Genomic DNA, 14,281 nt, shown 5'->3' with positions numbered 1-14,281 from the left:
ATTGTATGTAAAAAAGAGGTTGGAAATTTAAAATCCAACCTCTTTTTTTATAAATATAAGATTTGTTCAAACACTAACCTTCTTCGCAAGCCTTAATCGCTTTAATCAAAGCTCCGCGAAAGCCGTTTTCTTCTAAAGCGGCCACTCCGCGAATCGTGGAACCACCAGGAGTAGCTGAGTAATCCTTTAAAGCTTCAAAGTCTAGTTGCTGATTTTGCACTAATTGGACTGTGCCTTGCAGCATCTGTAAGATAATTTGATGACTATCTTCACGTTTCATGCCGTAATACACTCCAGCATCACTTAAAGCATCCATCATTACCGCCATTAATGCTGGTGTACAACCGGCAATCGTACCATAAATACTCAACTGCTGTTCAGGAACTACGTACACTTGACCTAGTTTGTTAAATAAATTGGTCACCAGTTCTTGATGAGCCGCCGTTTCTTGTTTTTGAAAGCTCACAGCAATTATTCCCTGGGCAATTTCCACTGCCGTATTAGGTACTGCCTTGGCAAAACCAGCTGCCCCAGTTAATGATTGATTAATTTGTGTTAAATCACCACCAGAAACTGAAACAATCATTCCCTCATAATCTTGACTTAACTCTTGAATCACTGCTGGCACCGCTGGTGCTGGAATCGCTAATAAAATAACTTCACAATCCAACAATTCCGATACACTTTGCGCTGCTCCCAACTGATACTGCGCAATTAACTTAGCTGCCGTTTGGTGCCGTCCACCCTTAACGATAATCTGTTGGGGACTAATGCCCGCTTTCAATAATCCTTTAATCATCGCACTGCCAATTCGGCCAGCACCTACAAGTCCAATTTTCATTTAATCACCTCAATTTTTTTCATTGTACAACAGAATAGTTTATTAATAAATTATTGGTTTCAAACCACAGTTTGCGGTAAAATGCAATTAGCTAAACTAAACAAGTACAACAAGTTGATCTAATTCAAACAAAAAACTTAGAGTATTTGTATTAGTTTTAAAAAAGGCAATAAAATTTTGAACTATTCTATATTGACTTTGTTCTAATTTAGATAAAATTCTTATTAGTTCTAACTCTTATTCAATGTTTAAATTATGCTGGAGGTTTTTTTCTTATGAAAATAGCAAGGCTAATTACCGGGATTATTACCATTATCTTAGCCATTGTAATTGTGATTCAATTTAAATTTGATAGTTTTATTCAAGCATTAATGGGTTACGCTGACTTAGGTAGTACCGCTAGTGTCCTAGTAGCCTTATCATATTTAATTGCTGGAATTATTTACATTGTTTGCAATGCTAGTACCAGCATTGTACCAGCTATTACCAGCTTTATTATTCTCATTTTAGGTGGCGTGATGGGCATTTTTAATGCTTTAAGTTTTCCTGGGATTATGATTTGGTCTTGGGTTGGTATTGGCATTGGGACGGTCATGGTCATTGCCAATCTGATCGTTCGCTTCTTCTTTACGCCAGCCGTTGATGAATACGGTAATGCTTATAGCAATAGTTCTTACGATAACAATAATAACAATTATCAAAATCCTACGAATAACGGTTACACGGATCAAAATAATTTTGTCAACAATCAGCAGCAAATGCCGAATAATTATCAACAACCGGTCAATAATAACTATCAAGCTCCCAATAATTATCAACCAAATTCTAATCCTAACTTTCAACAGCCACCAATGGCACCGAACAACTATCAAAATCCTAACCAACCGCAACCGATGAATAATCCTGAAATGAATAATAATCAATTCAATCAGCCACAGCAAAACTTTGCACCCAATCAAGCTAATCCTATGGCACAAAACCCCAACCCAGCACCACAACAACCTAATCCGTCATTTGATAATAATTATGCTAATAACTATTATCAACCGACCCAAAACTCCGTTCCACCAGCTCCAACTAATAAACATCGTCGCTTTAAAACCAAAAACAAACCCTAATTTTCAAAAAACTAACTTTTACCACTTTTTCTTCACATTTTCATCATAATTAATGAATACTATTATTAGTGTAGATAACCGATAGGTTGCTACAACATATAAATTGTATTCACATCCTTACTCCTCCAAGAAACGACAACTAAGTTGTCGTTTCTTTTTTGTTTTAAAAAATTAAAAAAAGACTGCTTTAATTTTTATTTAAGCGATATTTTAAAAAGCATTTTTAGCCAAAAAAGCGTTTTTCTTGTTCGTTTTGTGGTAAAGTAATAGTTGGTAAGTTATGGATTAATGTAATTAATTTTACATAATTTAAGGAGTGTGAAATTCATGTTAACTTTGAGTTTGTCATTGTTATCATTAGCAAGATTACAATTTGCGATAACAACGATTTTCCACTTCTTTTTTGTACCGTTTTCAATTGGAATGGGCTTTTTAGTTTCAATTATGGAAACCATTTATGCAATTAAGAAGCAGGAAATTTATAAAAAAATGGCCCAATTCTGGGGCAAAATATTTTTGCTAAGTTTTGCGGTCGGCATTGTGACTGGGTTAATCCAAGAATTCCAGTTTGGAATGAATTGGTCCAACTATTCTCGCTTCATGGGCGATATTTTCGGTGCTCCTCTGGCGATTGAAGCTTTATTGGCCTTTTTCTTGGAATCGACTTTTCTTGGCGTTTGGATGTTTACTTGGGATCGTTTCAAGCCCGGAATTCACGCCTTATTTATTTGGTTAACTTCCATTGGTACCATGTTGTCAGCTATTTGGATTTTAACTGCTAACAGTTTTATGCAGCATCCTACCGGTTTTACTATCAACGGTAAAACGCATCATGCTCAAATGACCGATTTTGGTAGTATTGTTGGTAATCCCCAATTGTGGCGGGTGTTCCCCCACGTTATTTTAGGTGCTTTTGCTACTGCCGCTTTAGTTATCGTGGGAATGAGTGCTTGGGGTTTAATTCGGAAGCAAAAAGATCGTGCTTTCTTCAAAAAGTCCTTACATTTCGGTTTATGGTTCAGTTTAGTGGCTTCTATTGGCGTCATGGTTGCTGGTGATTATCAAACCCAACAAATTATTCAAGACCAACCAATGAAATTTGCTGCTACAGAAGGCGAATATAAAGATACTAGTTCCCCAGCTTCTTGGAAGATCGTCGCTACTTTTGATACTAAAGATCATAAAGTTAATCACGAAATCTCCGTACCTTATATGTTGAGTTTATTAGCTTATCATAAGCCTGAAGGCTCCGTTAAAGGTATGAACACGATTAACAAAGAATTAAAACAAAAATTTGCTCATAATAAGAGTAAGAGTATTCGCAATATTAAAAACTTCTATATTCCAACGACCGCTATTTTCTGGAGTTTCCGGGTCATGGCTGGTTTTGGCGCTTTGTTTGCTTTAGTTTCCATCGTTGGCTTGTTCTTGATGCGTAAAAAGCATGACATGATTGAAAATCAACGTTGGTTCTTATATATCTTAGGTTTCGTAATGTGGTGTCCATTCATCGCCAATACTTGTGGTTGGTTAATTACCGAATTAGGTCGCTATCCATGGATTGTTTATGGATTGTACACTATTGCAGATGCTGTTTCACCATCAACAACAGCTGGTGAGTTATTATTTAGTAATATTATTTATCTTGTTTTGTTTACCGTCTTGGGTGGAGTTATGATTTATTACTCACGGCAAACATTGCATCATGGTTTAAGTGCAATTGATGGACCTAGTGCTACACAACAAGACACTGTAACTGCGGATCCTTTTGCAAAGGAGGCCTTTGACTAATGACTGCCTTACAATTTATTTGGTTTATTTTAATCTGTGTGCTCTTTGTTGGCTTTTTCTTCTTAGAAGGTTTTGATTTTGGTGTGGGCATGGCTTCTGGTATTATCGCGCGCACTGATGAGGAAAAACAAACTATGTTGCGCATTATTGGCCCCCACTGGGTAGTCAATGAAACTTGGCTGGTTACAGCCGGTGGCGCCATGTTTGCTTCATTTCCAATGTGGTATGCGAGTTTGTTCTCTGGCTATTACATCATGTTCTTATTAGTCTTAGTCGGATTAATTCTACGGGGTGTTTCCTTTGAATTTGCGGAACATGCCGAAACCAAGCGTGGGCGGCACCTTTGGTATAACGTCTTTGTCTTTGGTAGCTTAGTCGCACCTTTAATGTTATGTATTATTTTCTTCAGCATGATTCAAGGTGTGCCAATCAATGCGCAAGGCGATATGCACGCTGGTTTTTTTGATATTATTAACTGGTTATCATTAGTTGGTGGAATTGCAGGCGTCTTGATGTCTTTAATTCACGGCTTAAACTATACACGACTAACCACAACGGGCATTTTAAGAGAACGGGCACGTAATCTTAATCGCTATCTCTATCCTATTTTGTTCGTTGGTGAAGTTGTCTTTGCCTTACTAGTAATTTTCCAAACAGACTTCTTCACTAATAAACCTGTTTCTAGTACTTTAATTACCTTACTCATCGTTTTGATGTCTATCATCGGGACTTGGGGAACGTACAAAGATCATGAAGTCTGGAGTTTACTTGGCAGTGGCTTATCCTTAGCCTTTGTAGTGATCTTAATCTTTAACGGTTTATTCCCACGGGTCATGATTGCGACTAACCCTGCCAATAGCATTTTAATTAAAAATGCTTCCTCTTCACCCGCAGCTTTAACGATTATGACTATTGTAGTCTGCATTTTACTGCCGATTGTTTTAATCTACTTTACTTGGTCTTACTATATCTTTAAACAACGGGTACCATCTGGGAAAGCGACCAATTAATTTATGATTGATAAACGTTTATTCAAATTACCCAAAGTTAAATCACTATTCGTAATGCTTGCAGGACTAACCGTCTTGCAAGCATTTATGATTTTATTACAAGCTAGCTTCCTCACACAGGCCTTAGTTTTTTCTTGGCGGCAATTGCATTTACACGCATTACTCAAGCCCACAATCGGATTTGTAATTGCCTTTTTAATTCGCCACTTGCTGGTCTGGTTAAAGAATATTCTGCTAGATCACTTTGCCACTCAGACAACCGAAAACTTACGCCAAGATATTTTAGACAAAATTTATCAAACGGGGCCCGACTTTATTTCTACAGCCGGTTCGGGCAACTTAGTCACCGAAACACTCGACGGAATGGATAAAGTTAATAATTATTTTAATTTGATTTTGACCAAGTTTATGGACATGATGATTATTCCATGGATTATCTTAATTTATATCTTTTTCCAAAACCGGACATCCGGAATTATTTTGCTGTTAGTTTTTCCTGTCATTATTTTATTTATGATTATTTTAGGCTACGCGGCTCAAGACAAGGCTGACGCGCAATATAATGAATATGTGGTGCTGTCGAATCATTTTTTGGATGCTTTACGCGGCTTGACTACCCTGAAAATGCTCGGTTTAAGTAAAGATTATGCGCATAATATCCAAACCGTTAGTGAAAATTATCGTAAAAAAACAATGAGTACTTTGCGCATTGCTATTTTATCGACTTTTGCTCTAGATTGGTTTACCACGCTCTCCATTGCTTTATTAGCCGTCTTTTTAGGTTTAGCTTTAATCAAGGGCTCAATTCCGTTATACCCTGCCCTGGTAACCTTAGTGTTAGCACCGGAGTACTTCTTACCATTACGAAATTTCTCCAATGATTATCATGCCACCTTAGATGGGGCTAATGCCTTCACTGCAGCCACTGAATTATTAGATCAACCCGTGGTCAGCGATCAACAGCTCGTAACTAACTTTACTTGGAATGAACAAAGCACGTTAAAAGTGTCCCATCTAAACTTTCAATATGATACCCAAAACCAGTTGGTTAATCTCCACGACATTAATTTAAACCTCCATGGTTATCAAAAAATCGCCATTATCGGCAAATCTGGCGCTGGCAAAACCACCCTCTTAGATACTTTAGGTGGTTTTCTCACTCCGAATAACGGACAAATCCAGCTTAATGATCAAGCTTTACCACATTTGTCCCAAACTAATTGGCAAAAACAAATCACCTATTTACCGCAAAAGCCGTATTTGTTTAGTGACACAATTGCCAACAATATTCGCTTTTATCAACCTGAGGCCACTGATGAACAGGTTCAACTAGCATCCCAGCAGGCCGGTTTAACCGACTTTATTGCGAGTTTACCGCAGGGATTAAATACTCCTGTTGGTGAAGGCGGCCGGGGCATTTCCGGCGGTCAAGCCCAAAGAATCATGTTAGCACGGGCCTTTTTGGCCCAACAGCGCCGCATTATTCTGTTAGATGAACCAACGGCCCATTTAGATATTGAAACGGAATATCGTCTCAAGCAAACCATGTTGCCTTTATTTGACCAACACTTAGTTATTTTTGCTACGCATCGTTTGCATTGGCTCCAACAAATGGACTATGTCATTGTCTTAGATCACGGCCAAATTGTGGAACAAGGACCAATTGAACAACTACAACAAGAAACGAGTGGCCCCTTTGCTGATCTAACTTTCCAAATGCGAGGTGATCTATAATGTGGAAGCACGATACTTGGGTTAAACCTTACCTGAAACAATATAAATTTCTTTTAGCTACAGCCTTATTCTTAGGCTTTCTGACAATTTTCTGTGGTGGCGCCTTAATGTTTGCCTCTGGTTATACCATTGATCGCTCGGCCACTCATCCGTACAATATTTTAATGATCTATCCGGCCATTTTGTTAACACGTGCTTTTGGAATCGGCCGCCCGACTTTTAAATATCTCGAACGTTTAAAAAGTCATAATTGGGTTTTAAAAGTCACCTCCGATTTGCGAACTCGCCTGTATAAAACAGTGGAAAAAGATGCGGCTTTCTTTAATGAAAAATATCGCAGTGGTAATCTGCTGGGCTTATTATCCGAAGATATTGATCATTTACAAAACCTGTATCTGCGAACGGTTTTTCCCACTGTTGTGGGGATCCTTTTAGCTATTTTTGTCACCATTGGTATTGGCTATTTTGACTTATGGTTTGCCATTATCACCGCCATTTTATTGTTACTCGAAATTTTGGTTGTACCTTTAGCTTCAACCGCAATTGAAGCCGCACGTCGTAGTCACCAAAAAGCGTTAACTGATCAGTTATATACTCAGTTAACCGATAATATTTTGGGGGCTAATGATTGGATTTTATCTGGACGCAAACAAGACTTTCAACAAACAACTACCCAGACTATTGCGCAATTAAACAGTTCCAAATTAAAGAGTAAACATTTTCGTTGGCAACGGGATTTCTATCTGCAAGTCATTCTAGTACTAATTTTTCTAGCCATGATTATTTTCACCAATTTGCACTTCACTAATACGCAAATGCGAGCTAACTACACGGCAGCCTTTGTCTTGGCAGTTGCTCCAATTGGTGAGGCCATTGTGCCAATTAGTCAGGGATTTGAAGAATATCCGGTTTATAAAGATTCGATTAAACGTCTCAATAATCTTCATCCCACCCTGCAACAATTACCACCGCAACAAAAATTATCTGCGAAAGATTTTCAAACTTTAAAATTAGAAAATTTGCAATTTGAATATGATGCAGATTCTCCGATCCTTTTGACAGACTTCAATCAAACCATTCAGCGGGGACAAAAGGTGGCTTTAATTGGGCCTAGTGGTACCGGTAAAACGACCCTACTACAATTAATCAACGGGGACTTAACTCCCCAAAAGGGTCAAGTTACTTTAAACGGAATCAATGTGCGAGCCCTTCAAGACGAACAAAAACAATTGTTCTCTTTTCTCAACCAACAACCATTTTTATTTAATACGTCTATTTTAAATAATGTGCGCCTTGGTAACGAAACAAAATCGGATGCTGAGGTGAAAGCCGCCTTAGATGCTGTTCAATTAACTAATTTAATTGAGCAATTACCCCAAGGCTACGAAACATCCGTACGCGAAGCGGGCGCACGCTTTTCCGGTGGTGAACAACAACGCATCACGCTAGCCCGCATTTTATTGCAAGATGCGCCAATTGTGCTACTTGATGAACCAACGGTTGGTTTAGATCCCATTACCGAAAATGATTTATTAAAGACTATTTTTGAAGTTTTAAAAGACAAAACCATCATTTGGGTTACCCACCATTTACAAGGCATTAATCACGTTGACCAAGTGGTCTTTTTAGACCAAGGTCAAATTAAAATGCAAGGTAATCCCAAAGATTTAGCCGCTAATAACCACCATTTCCAAGAACTTTATCGCATGGATCGTGGCTTCTAACTTTAAAAATTACAGCAAGCTAAAATTTTATACGCAGGACTAATTCTGATATGTAACCAGAATTAGTCTTTTTTTTGCTTAAAACACATGGTCATTTGAACATAATTTCAAAAAACAGCTTTACATTTGTCAAATACACTATATAATTTAAATTGGAATTAGAGAAAGGGGTTTCAATCAATGAAAGAACTTAATCAAGCGGAGTTAGCTAAATACTTGGATCACACACTGTTGAATCCAAACGCTACTAAAGAAGACATTTTAAAGACTTGCGAGGAAGCTAAACATTACCAAACAGCTTCTGTTTGTGTGAATGCTTACTGGGCCAAACTAGTACATGAACAATTAGCTGATACTGATATTAATACTTGCGTGGTTGTTGGTTTCCCATTGGGCGCTACCAGCACAGCTACTAAAGTTTTTGAAGCAAAGCAAGCCATGGCAGATGGCGCTGATGAATTAGACATGGTCATCAATGTTGGTGAATTGGTGGGCGGCAATTACGACGCTGTCAAAACGGATATTCAAAGCGTTGCAGAAGCAGTTCATGCTGAAAACAAATTATTGAAAGTCATCATCGAAACATCATTCTTAAATGACGAACAAGTCGTCAAAGCTTCACAATTATCAGAACAAGCGCAAGCCGATTTTGTTAAGACTTCAACTGGTTTTAGTTCTGCTGGTGCTAAAGAAGCAGATGTGAAATTAATGCGCGAAACTGTGGGCGATCGTTTAGGCGTGAAGGCTTCTGGTGGCATCCACAGTTATGAAGAAGCTATGGGCATGATCGAAGCCGGTGCTAGTCGCTTAGGTGTTAGTGCAACTGTTAAGATTTTAGAAGGCGCTAAAAAGTAAAGGAGAACAAAATGGCTTATAAGAGAATTTTTGGTATTGTTTTAGATTCCATTGGTACTGGTGAAGCGCATGATGCCGCCAACTTCGATGACGTTGGCTCAGACACCTTAGGTCACATCGGTGAATACTTCAAAGGTGAATTGAAATTACCTAACTTACAAAAGCTTGGCCTTTCTAACCAACGTCAAGAAACAATCTTGGGTGTACCTAAAGCTGAGCAACCAATTGGTTACTACGGTAATATGCAAGAAGTTTCTGTGGGTAAAGACAGTATGGATGGTCATTGGGAAATGATGCAATTACCAGTTATGACAGAATTATCTTTCTTCCCGAATGGTTTTCCAGATGACTTATTGAATAAAATTGCTGAATTTTCCGGTCGGAAAATTATTGGTAACCGACCAGAATCTGGTACCAAAATTATTGCTGAATTAGGCGAACAACAAATGAAGACTGGTGATTTAATCATCTATACTTCTGGTGATTCCGTTTTACAAATTGCCGCTCATGAAGATGTAATTCCTGTTGATGAATTATATCGGATTTGTGAATATGCACGTAGTTTAGTTAACGGTCCTGAATATACTGTTGGTCGAATCATTGCGCGGCCTTACGTTGGACCTGACAAAGATCACTTTACACGGACTGCTAATCGGCATGACTTTACCTTGAAGCCATCAGCTAAAACTACCTTAAATTATTTGCAAGATAATAATGTAACAACTATCGGCATTGGTAAAATTAACGATATTTTCAGTGGCGACGGGATTGGTGAAGGTTATCATAACGAAAGTAACATGGACGGTATGGATCATTTAGACAAGGTTATGCAACAAGACTTTACCGGCTTCTGCTTTACCAACCTTGTTGACTTTGATGCGATGTATGGCCACCGGCGTAACGCGCAAGGTGATGGTGATGCTTTGATGGACTTTGACCACAGATTAGGTCATGTTTTAGAGCAAATGCATGATGATGATCTTTTAATCATTACTGCTGATCACGGCAATGACCCAACTTATAAAGGTACCGATCATACACGTGAATTAGTACCCCTACTCGTTTACTCACCAAGTATGAAAAATCCAGCTAGTTTAGGTACTCGGACAACCTTTAGCGATTTTGGTGCGACGGTTGCTGAAAACTTCAACATTACCACCAACGATAAAGGTACGAGCTTCTTAAACCAACTTCAATAAAGGCTAACTATGACAAATAACGGTGAAACTAAGTTAAAACAAGCTTTAATTGTGGCACAGCTTTATTACGAAGAGAATCTCAGTCAAACAACCATTGCCAATAAAATGCAGATGTCACGTCCAACAATTTCGCGTTTATTGCAATTAGCGCGCGAATCTGGTTTAGTAAAAATTCAAATTGAAAATCCCTTTATTAATTATTCGGATTTAGGCGATATTTTATCGCAAAAATATCGTGCTCAAATTGAAATTGTCCCGTCACATTATGCCGGGCAAGCATCGAACCTTGATAGCGTTGGTGCTTATGCAGCTAACTTTTTAACCAATTTAGTCAAACCCAATGACATCATCGGCATTGGTTGGGGCAAAACGGTGCACGCCGTCACCACCAATTTAGCCGAACAAACGACTCCCGGTGTCAAAACGGTGCAATTAAAAGGTGGCTTTAGTTTTAGCCATGAGAAAACTTATGCCTATGAGAGTATTAATGAGCTAGCGCAAGCGTTTCAAACCCGGGCTCAATACCTGCCCCTACCCACTATTTTTGATAGCAAAACAACCAAAGAATTAGTGGAACAAGATCGCTTTATTAAACAAATCCTCGATCTAGGGCAACAAGCTAATATTGCGCTGTTTAGTGTTGGGACCGCAAGCAGTAATTCATTGCTCTTTAATTTAGGCTATTTAACTCAAGCCCAAAAGACAGAAATTCAAACTAAAGCTGTGGGTGATATTGTTTCCCGTTTTATTGATAATGATGGACAAATTATTAATCAAGAACTCAATCAACGCACTGTTGGGATTGAGGCGCAGGCTTTAGGACAAAAAGAAAGCTCGATTGTCGTGGCCAGTGGCTTACAAAAAACTGCAGCTGTGCATGCGGTTTTAAAAGCGCATTACGCCAATATTGCAATTTTAGATGTACCTTTAGCCCAGAACTTGATTGATTATGAATAATTTTTCTTAAAGATTACCCGTAGTTGCTGCTTTAATGCTAGCAACGGTAATCTTTAAGGTACTAATAGTAAGCGTTTTCTTAAAACAAGATTAATTACATCTTTACTTTCTAATTTTATAAATCCAAAGGAGTGTATTACTCATGAGAATGGTCGATATTATTGATAACAAACGCAACGGAAAAGAATTAACTGCTGAAGAAATTCAATTCTTCATTGATGGCGTTTGTGATGGCACTATTCCTGATTATCAAACTAGTGCCTTATTGATGGCAATCTATTTCCAAGACATGACAGCTCAAGAACGGTCAACTCTGACCATGAAAATGATGGAATCGGGCGATCATTTGGATCTGTCCGAAATTCCAGGTATCAAAGTTGATAAGCATTCTACTGGTGGTGTGGGCGATAAAATCAGCTTACCATTAGCCGCAGTCGTAGCCGCCACTGGTATTCCAGTGCCTATGATCTCTGGACGCGGTTTAGGCCATACTGGTGGAACATTAGATAAGTTGGAAGCGATCCCGGGCTACAAAGTAGAAATCAGCGAACAAGACTTTATCAAGCAAGTCGCTGCTGAAAAATTAGCCATTATTGGCGCCACCGGTAACATTGCTCCGGCCGATAAGAAAATTTATGCTTTGCGGGATGTAACCGATACCGTTGATTCAATTCCGCTCATTGCCAGTTCCATTATGAGTAAAAAGATTGCCTCTGGTACTGATGCCTTAGTTATTGATGTCAAAACAGGATCTGGCGCTTTTATGAAGACCTTAGACGACTCCATTGCTTTAGCTAAAGCTTTAGTTTCTATTGGCAAAGGTGTAGGCATGCAATGTATGGCTGTAATTTCCGACATGAATCAACCACTCGGTTACAAAATTGGTAATTCTTTGGAAATCGAAGAATCTATTGATGTCTTAAAGGGCCAAGGCCCCGCAGATGTTACTGAATTAATGCTAACTTTAGGTAGTTACATGGTTGTTTTAGGCGGCAAAGCCAAAGATGCTGCTGAAGCCCGTAAATTACTTGAAGAAGCTATTAGTTCCGGCAAAGCTTTAGAGCGCTTTAAAGCAATGATTAAAGCTCAAGGTGGCGATGAACGCGTTGTTGATGACTATTCCATCATGCCCCAAGCGCAATATAAGATTGAATTACCGGCCCAACAAAGCGGTGTTGTAGCTCAAATCAAAGCCGATGAAGTTGGCATTGCTAGCATGATGCTCGGTGGTGGTCGCCAAAAAGCAGAAGATCAATTAGATTACAGTGTCGGTATTGAACTACACAAAAAAGTCGGTGACGCTATTCAAGCAGGTGAATCATTGTTAACTATTTACAGTAATCGGGAAAATGTCGATGATATCAAAGATTTATTGTATCAAAACATCACCGTGGCCGATCATGCTGATAAGAACCCAATGATTTACAAAATTATTGATTAAATACTGCGATAAGTAGCGTTCAGCAGTGGAGTATAGCCTAGATAAAGACCTTAAGTTTTGGTCTTTAAACTTGAGATCTTTAGCGTAGCTAGACGCAAACTGTTGCTACTTGGAGCGCTTAACCACTGCGACAAAAGCCGATTTAAAGCTGAGGATTAACCTAGACTAAGGACTTAAGTCGGGACTTTGACTTGAGTTCTTAGTTGTAGTTAAACGTAAGCTTTTAGCTTTTGGAGCGCAAGATCACACTGCGACCAGTAGCCGTCTTAGTTAAGGGTGAAAGTATTATTTATAACCTTAAAATCTTAACTATTGAGTGTGATTTTACAATCTTTATACAGATCAGATCCATTACCATATTCACAATTCAGAAAGGTGAAAATTATGCGATTTGTTTTCTTGTTAACCGGAATTTTACTCGTTTTGATAGTTGGTTGGTTAGTCAGTAGTGACCGCAAACATATCAAATTCAAAAAAATGGGAATTATGTTTGCCCTCCAATTAATCATTTCTTTCCTATGTTTAAATACTTCAGGTGGTATTAAAACAATGGGAGCCATTTCCAGTTTCTTCAACTGGTTAATGGTTCAAGCCGCCGGCGGAATCAATTTTGTTTTCGGTGGTTTAGTTATCAAAAAAGGCGCTTCCGTCTTCTTCTTAAATGTTTTAATGCCGATTGTCTTTATTTCCGCTTTAGTAGGAATTTTAAATTATCTAAAAATCTTACCCTTTATTATTAAATGGACCGGTTTTATTTTGAATAAATTAGCTGGCATGGGTGAACTGGAAAGTTATTTTGCCGTTTCCACTGCTATTTTAGGACAACCGGAAGTCTTCTTAACCATTAAAGATGTCATCCCAAAGCTTGACGAAAAGCGGCTGTATACCATTTGTGCTTCGGCCATGAGTGCGGTCTCTGCTGCGGTCTTAGCTTCTTACATGCAGTTAGTTCCTGGTAAATTTGTGGTAACTGCGGTTTTCTTGAACATTTTATCGGCGTTGATTGTTTCTTGCATCGTCAATCCCTATGATGTTTCTGATGAAGAAAACAAAGCCATTAATGCCGACTCCGCGACAACTAATCTTTCCCATGAACCTTTCTTTCAAGTTGTCGGTAATTATATTCAAGATGGTTTTAATCTAGCTATTACCGTTGCGGCCATGTTGATTGGTTTTGTCGCTTTAGTAACTTTCTTAAATAGTACTTGTTCAGTTATCTTCCATATCAGTTTTACCAAGATTTTGGGTTATATCTTCTCGCCAATTGCGTACTTAATGGGTGTTCCGAGCAAAGATATCCAACAAGTTGGTAGCTTAATGGCCACCAAACTCTTGACGAATGAATTTGTGGCCCTAGGTCAATTGCATAAGATTGTGCATGTCTTAAGTCCCAAGGCTGTCGCCATTATTTCTTCCTATTTAATTTCCTTCGCAAACTTTAGCGTAATCGGTATTATTACCGGGGCAATTAAATCCATTAGTGCTAAGCAAGGATCATTCGTGGCTAAATTTTCCATGAAGTTATTATTAGGTGCTACATTGGCTTCTATCTTAACCGGAACGATCGTTGGTCTTTACTTCTAAGACTACCAATACACTAACATTAAAAAC

The 14,281-nt window shown here is 38.5% G+C and carries 11 protein-coding genes; 10 read left to right on the top strand and 1 reads right to left on the bottom strand.

Annotated elements, in window-relative coordinates:
• Window positions 1-73: 73 nt before the first annotated feature.
• Window positions 74-841 (bottom strand): pyrroline-5-carboxylate reductase family protein, encoded by a 768-nt coding sequence (locus AC3B6B_RS01430; RefSeq protein WP_489756930.1) that lies wholly within the window; start codon window positions 839-841, stop codon window positions 74-76.
• Window positions 842-1,116: 275 nt separating this feature from the next.
• Between AC3B6B_RS01430 and AC3B6B_RS01425 the strand changes: the two genes are divergently transcribed.
• The 10 genes from AC3B6B_RS01425 (at window position 1,117) to AC3B6B_RS01380 (ending at window position 14,254) form a co-directional block, all read left to right on the top strand.
• Complete coding sequence (locus AC3B6B_RS01425) at window positions 1,117-1,959, top strand: hypothetical protein (RefSeq protein ID WP_489756929.1); 843 nt, start codon at window positions 1,117-1,119, stop codon at window positions 1,957-1,959.
• A 327-nt stretch (window positions 1,960-2,286) separates the two neighbouring features.
• Entirely contained in the window at window positions 2,287-3,750 is a 1,464-nt protein-coding gene (locus tag AC3B6B_RS01420) for a cytochrome ubiquinol oxidase subunit I (RefSeq protein WP_489756928.1), read from the top strand.
• A complete protein-coding gene (gene cydB, locus AC3B6B_RS01415; protein WP_489756927.1) occupies window positions 3,750-4,760 on the top strand; it encodes a cytochrome d ubiquinol oxidase subunit II in 1,011 nt (336 codons plus the stop codon). The genes AC3B6B_RS01420 and cydB overlap by 1 nt, the downstream gene beginning before the upstream one ends.
• Before the next feature lie 3 nt (window positions 4,761-4,763).
• Window positions 4,764-6,494, top strand: a complete 1,731-nt coding sequence (gene cydD, locus AC3B6B_RS01410; RefSeq protein ID WP_489756926.1) for a thiol reductant ABC exporter subunit CydD — start codon at window positions 4,764-4,766, stop codon at window positions 6,492-6,494.
• Window positions 6,494-8,218, top strand: coding sequence for a thiol reductant ABC exporter subunit CydC (cydC, locus tag AC3B6B_RS01405; protein WP_489756925.1), 1,725 nt, complete (start codon window positions 6,494-6,496; stop codon window positions 8,216-8,218). The genes cydD and cydC overlap by 1 nt, the downstream gene beginning before the upstream one ends.
• Window positions 8,219-8,398: 180 nt before the next feature.
• Window positions 8,399-9,073, top strand: coding sequence for a deoxyribose-phosphate aldolase (deoC, locus tag AC3B6B_RS01400; protein ID WP_489756924.1), 675 nt, complete (start codon window positions 8,399-8,401; stop codon window positions 9,071-9,073).
• An 11-nt stretch (window positions 9,074-9,084) separates the two neighbouring features.
• The gene (locus AC3B6B_RS01395; protein WP_489756923.1) at window positions 9,085-10,272 is read left to right on the top strand and encodes a phosphopentomutase; all 1,188 of its coding nucleotides are present in this window, start codon (window positions 9,085-9,087) and stop codon (window positions 10,270-10,272) included.
• 9 nt (window positions 10,273-10,281) lie between these two features.
• Window positions 10,282-11,229 (top strand): sugar-binding transcriptional regulator, encoded by a 948-nt coding sequence (locus AC3B6B_RS01390; RefSeq protein ID WP_489756922.1) that lies wholly within the window; start codon window positions 10,282-10,284, stop codon window positions 11,227-11,229.
• Window positions 11,230-11,371: 142 nt separating this feature from the next.
• Window positions 11,372-12,670 (top strand): pyrimidine-nucleoside phosphorylase, encoded by a 1,299-nt coding sequence (locus tag AC3B6B_RS01385; protein WP_489756921.1) that lies wholly within the window; start codon window positions 11,372-11,374, stop codon window positions 12,668-12,670.
• Between the two features lie 384 nt (window positions 12,671-13,054).
• Window positions 13,055-14,254 (top strand): NupC/NupG family nucleoside CNT transporter, encoded by a 1,200-nt coding sequence (locus AC3B6B_RS01380; RefSeq protein WP_489756920.1) that lies wholly within the window; start codon window positions 13,055-13,057, stop codon window positions 14,252-14,254.
• Window positions 14,255-14,281: the final 27 nt, after the last annotated feature.

The organism is Bombilactobacillus sp. ESL1197 (assembly GCF_058107145.1).
This window is presented reverse-complemented; position numbering and strand designations above follow the sequence as displayed.

Coding starts and splice junctions, on each gene's coding strand:
- AC3B6B_RS01380 (WP_489756920.1), top strand. CDS start 13,055: ATGCGATTTGTTTTCTTGTTAACCGGAATTTTACTCGTTTTGATAGTT.
- AC3B6B_RS01390 (WP_489756922.1), top strand. CDS start 10,282: ATGACAAATAACGGTGAAACTAAGTTAAAACAAGCTTTAATTGTGGCA.
- deoC (WP_489756924.1), top strand. CDS start 8,399: ATGAAAGAACTTAATCAAGCGGAGTTAGCTAAATACTTGGATCACACA.
- cydC (WP_489756925.1), top strand. CDS start 6,494: ATGTGGAAGCACGATACTTGGGTTAAACCTTACCTGAAACAATATAAA.
- cydD (WP_489756926.1), top strand. CDS start 4,764: ATGATTGATAAACGTTTATTCAAATTACCCAAAGTTAAATCACTATTC.
- AC3B6B_RS01385 (WP_489756921.1), top strand. CDS start 11,372: ATGAGAATGGTCGATATTATTGATAACAAACGCAACGGAAAAGAATTA.
- cydB (WP_489756927.1), top strand. CDS start 3,750: ATGACTGCCTTACAATTTATTTGGTTTATTTTAATCTGTGTGCTCTTT.
- AC3B6B_RS01425 (WP_489756929.1), top strand. CDS start 1,117: ATGAAAATAGCAAGGCTAATTACCGGGATTATTACCATTATCTTAGCC.
- AC3B6B_RS01395 (WP_489756923.1), top strand. CDS start 9,085: ATGGCTTATAAGAGAATTTTTGGTATTGTTTTAGATTCCATTGGTACT.
- AC3B6B_RS01430 (WP_489756930.1), bottom strand. CDS start 841: ATGAAAATTGGACTTGTAGGTGCTGGCCGAATTGGCAGTGCGATGATT.
- AC3B6B_RS01420 (WP_489756928.1), top strand. CDS start 2,287: ATGTTAACTTTGAGTTTGTCATTGTTATCATTAGCAAGATTACAATTT.